The organism is Pseudoalteromonas sp. TB64, from assembly GCF_000498095.1.
In the GTDB taxonomy this organism is placed as follows: Bacteria; Pseudomonadota; Gammaproteobacteria; order Enterobacterales; family Alteromonadaceae; genus Pseudoalteromonas.
This window is the reverse complement of record NZ_AUTQ01000044.1, coordinates 1-3,750: the sequence shown is the minus strand read 5'-3', so window position 1 is coordinate 3,750 and position 3,750 is coordinate 1. Positions and strand designations below refer to the sequence as shown.

At 40.3% G+C, this 3,750-nt stretch carries 6 protein-coding genes and 2 pseudogenes; all 8 read left to right on the top strand.

Annotated features, from left to right (window positions below):
* A pseudogene (locus tag L647_RS0101250) lies at positions 1-476 on the top strand (F0F1 ATP synthase subunit beta); the annotation flags it as partial.
* Positions 451-843 (top strand): F0F1 ATP synthase subunit epsilon, encoded by a 393-nt coding sequence (locus L647_RS0101245; RefSeq protein ID WP_024609583.1) that lies wholly within the window; start codon positions 451-453, stop codon positions 841-843. The pseudogene L647_RS0101250 and the gene L647_RS0101245, both read left to right, overlap by 26 nt.
* Before the next feature lie 20 nt (positions 844-863).
* Positions 864-1,235, top strand: coding sequence for an AtpZ/AtpI family protein (locus L647_RS0101240; RefSeq protein WP_024609582.1), 372 nt, complete (start codon positions 864-866; stop codon positions 1,233-1,235).
* Positions 1,228-1,557 (top strand): ATP synthase subunit I, encoded by a 330-nt coding sequence (locus L647_RS0101235; protein WP_010552604.1) that lies wholly within the window; start codon positions 1,228-1,230, stop codon positions 1,555-1,557. Before L647_RS0101240 ends, L647_RS0101235 begins: the two co-directional genes overlap by 8 nt.
* Entirely contained in the window at positions 1,541-2,230 is a 690-nt protein-coding gene (locus L647_RS0101230) for a F0F1 ATP synthase subunit A (protein WP_010552605.1), read from the top strand. Before L647_RS0101235 ends, L647_RS0101230 begins: the two co-directional genes overlap by 17 nt.
* Before the next feature lie 34 nt (positions 2,231-2,264).
* Entirely contained in the window at positions 2,265-2,546 is a 282-nt protein-coding gene (locus L647_RS0101225) for a F0F1 ATP synthase subunit C (protein WP_010552606.1), read from the top strand.
* 3 nt (positions 2,547-2,549) lie between these two features.
* A complete protein-coding gene (locus L647_RS0101220; RefSeq protein ID WP_024594209.1) occupies positions 2,550-3,350 on the top strand; it encodes a F0F1 ATP synthase subunit delta in 801 nt (266 codons plus the stop codon).
* Positions 3,350-3,750: pseudogene (locus L647_RS0101215) on the top strand (F0F1 ATP synthase subunit alpha); the annotation flags it as partial. The gene L647_RS0101220 and the pseudogene L647_RS0101215, both read left to right, overlap by 1 nt.

The following is a 3,750-nucleotide window of genomic DNA, read 5'->3' as shown; positions in this document are numbered from 1 at the left end:
CGGCTTCTATTGTGCTCTCTCGTAAACGCGCAAGCGAAGGATTATTTCCGGCTATAGATCCCCTGCAATCTAATTCAAAAATGGCGAGCCCCGGGGTTGTGGGAGAGCGCCACTACTTACTTGCACAAAAGGTACGTAGCACCTTAGCGCAATACAATGAACTCAAAGATATTATTGCTATGTTAGGGCTTGAACAGTTATCAGTTGAGGACCGCAACATTGTTGGACGCGCAAGGCGTTTAGAGCGTTTTCTTACTCAGCCATTTTTTACAACAGAGCAATTTACTAGTTATAAAGGCAAACTTGTTAGCCTTGATGATGCGCTAGATGGGTGTGAACGCATTTTAAATGATGAATTTAAAAACGTGCCAGAGAGTGCACTTTATATGATAGGTGCCATAAGTGAGGTCAAAATAAAATCCACAGTAAATAATAATGAGGATACAAGCGGTGACGCAAACTCAGATACACCTTAAATTATTGCTGCCGTATGAGATATTTTTCGACAGGCATGATGTGACTCATGTTGTTGCCGAAACAAGCGAAGGATCGTACGGATTTTTACCCAATCGCCTTGACTGTATTGCGCCTCTAACCCCAGGTATTTTGACATTTAATTGCGAAAAAGACGGTGAGATATTTGTAGCCGTAGATGAGGGCGTATTAATTAAAACAGGAAACACTGTGCTGGTATCGGTGCGAAGTGCCATATTAGGTACTGATCTGGCAACACTTCGCAGCGCTGTAGATAAAGAGTTTTTGGCACTCAATGAACAAGCACAACAAGTAAGAACAGTGATGGCTAAATTAGAAAGTAGCTTTTTAAATCGTTTTCGACTTTAACCACTAAAAGCTATTTATTTATGACAAACAAAAAAGACGACCTAGGTTCAAAAGACTCACAAAGCAGTTCATCAACACTTGCAGAACAAGTAGAAATAAAAGCCCAGCGTAAGCTAAAAGCAAGGCTTAACTCTCATCAAAAAATATGGTTTGGTTTAGGAATGATGGGCCTCATTGGTTGGTCGGTTGCAGTGCCTACCATACTTGGTGCAAGTTTAGGTGTGTATATAGATTCGCATTATGAAAGCGATCATTCATGGACATTGGCTTTATTGGTTGCGGGTTTAGCACTTGGGTGCTTTAACGCGTGGCACTGGATGAGCAAAGAAGACAGCGCGATACATCAAGATCAACACGGTGATAATCAGCAAAAGGATGACGAAGATGCATGAGCTAGTCGGCGTATTAATTATTGTTAGTGTAGGTCTAATGCTTGGTGCCTTATTTTTTGGTGGCCTATGGTGGACGGTGCAAAAAAGTATGGTATCGACTCACCCAGCGCTATGGGTTGTGCTGAGTTTATTTATACGCATGGGAATTACTTTAAGTGGCTTTTATAGTGTGATGACGAGTGACTTATTATCAAGATCTTGGTTGCAATTACCACTGTGTTTATTTAGCTTTTTGATAGCCCGTTTTATTACCACTTATGTTACCCGTACTGCATCAACCTCTCATTTAGCAAAGGTGACACATCATGCACCTGAGTCCTGATACGGTTATTTATTGGCAAAATGGTTTTTTAAAACTCAATGCAACCATCGTTTTCACTTGGGTTTTAATGTTGGTTTTGGTGATTAGTTCGATATTGATAACCCGTAAGCTTTCAACCACGTTAAAGCGTTCTCGTTGGCAAAATTTTTTAGAAATTATAGTAACGGGGATCACACAACAAATTGAAGACGTAGGCTTGAATGACGCTAAAAAATACCTTGGCTTTTTAGGCACACTGTTTTTATTTTTAGTAACCGCGAGCATGTTTACCATTGTTCCGGGTTATGAGCCACCCACGGCATCGTTATCGACTACAGCAGCACTGGCGCTCACCGTATTTATTGCAGTGCCTTTATTTGGTATCAGTGAACAAGGGCTTGGCAATTACTTAAAATCTTATATGGCTCCTACTTTTATTATGTTGCCATTTAATATTATTAGCGAATTATCACGGACACTTGCTCTGGCTGTGCGGTTATTTGGCAACATGATGAGCGGGGCAATGATCATTGGCATTTTGTTAACCATTACACCCTTTATATTCCCAATCGTAATGACGGCACTGGGTTTGCTTACAGGCTTAGTACAGGCTTATATTTTTACTATTTTAGCCGCCGTCTATATTGCTGCGGCTACGCGCTCAGTAAAACCAGCCAAACAACGAGTTAATTAATCACGTATTTCTACACATCATACTTGGAGAGAACATGGATAGCATGACAATGATCGCAATGGCATCAATCGTTATTTCAGGAATTACAATTAGTTTTGGTTGTTTAGGTCCATCGCTTGGCGAAGGCAAAGCAGTAGCAACGGCATTGAGTGCATTAGCACAGCAACCTGATGCATCAGCAACTATTACGCGTACGCTCTTTGTAGGGCTTGCGATGATTGAATCGACCGCAATATACTGTTTTGTCGTGTCGATGATTCTTATTTTTGCCAATCCGTTTTGGAACTACGCTATCGCACAAGCTGCAGGAAGTTAAACCATGCTAATTGATTGGTTTACAGTTGCAGCCCAAGTGGTTAATTTTTTAATTTTGGTGTGGTTACTAAAACGCTATTTATATAAACCAATTTTGCACGCTATTGATAAGCGAGAAGAGCGTATAGCCGCTGAGTTAGACGATGCTGAAACAAACCAAAATGAAGCACTGGCGGAGCGTGAAAAGTTTTTTCTGAAAAATGAAGAGTTTGAACAACAACGTACACAAAAGATGCAACAAGTAAGCGTGAGTGCTAAGCAAGCAGAGCAAACACTTATGTTAGAGGCGCAAAAAAGAGTCCAAAGCTGGGGCACTAAATATCAACAAAATATAGTAAAAGAGACTGATAATTTAAAGGAGTCTTTAAGTCGAAAAGTTAAGCAAGAGGTATTTGCTATTAGTCGCAAAACCTTAACTGAACTGGCATCAACAACTTTAGAACAACAAATATGTGAGGTGTTTACAGCCCGCTTATATAAGCTTGATGACGACAAAAAAACCACTTTAGCGCAGGCGCTAAATACAAATAGTGAATTTGTACCTGCCTTAATTCAAAGTGCGTTTGAGCTAACTGAATCTCAGCGTTTAGCACTTAAGAATGCTATTAATACTGTGTTTTCAAAAGATATTACCATTAAATTCACCACCGATGAGAGCCTTATTAGCGGGATTGAGTTATGTGTTAATGGACAAAAGCTGGTGTGGAGTATTGACGATTACTTACAATCAATCGAGCAGGAAGTTGATATGTTACTAAAACAAAAAACAGCTCAGCCTACAACTTCTCAACCTGTTGATAAGTGATGAGTGACCTTAGTGAAAACACTCAAAATAAAAACACAAAAATACACAGTTTAAGAAACGCGTTTGGTGATGTGTTTAAGCACATTCAGCAAGGGCTAAAAACAGTTAACTCAAAATTGAACTTACATGAAGTTGGTATCATTACCAGTGTATCAACGGGTATTGCGAAGGTGTCGGGATTACCTGGCGTTGGCTTTGAGGAACTAATTATATTTCCCGGTAATGTGCTTGGAATTGCGTTTAATATTGATGAAAAAGAAGTCGGTGTTGTGCTTTTAGGTGAATACGCCCACTTACAAGCTGGGGATGAAGTGCGCCGCAGTGGTCGTGTAATGGATGTAGCGGTTGGCAATGCGCTATTAGGGCGAGTGATAAACCCACTTGGCGAGGCACTAGACGG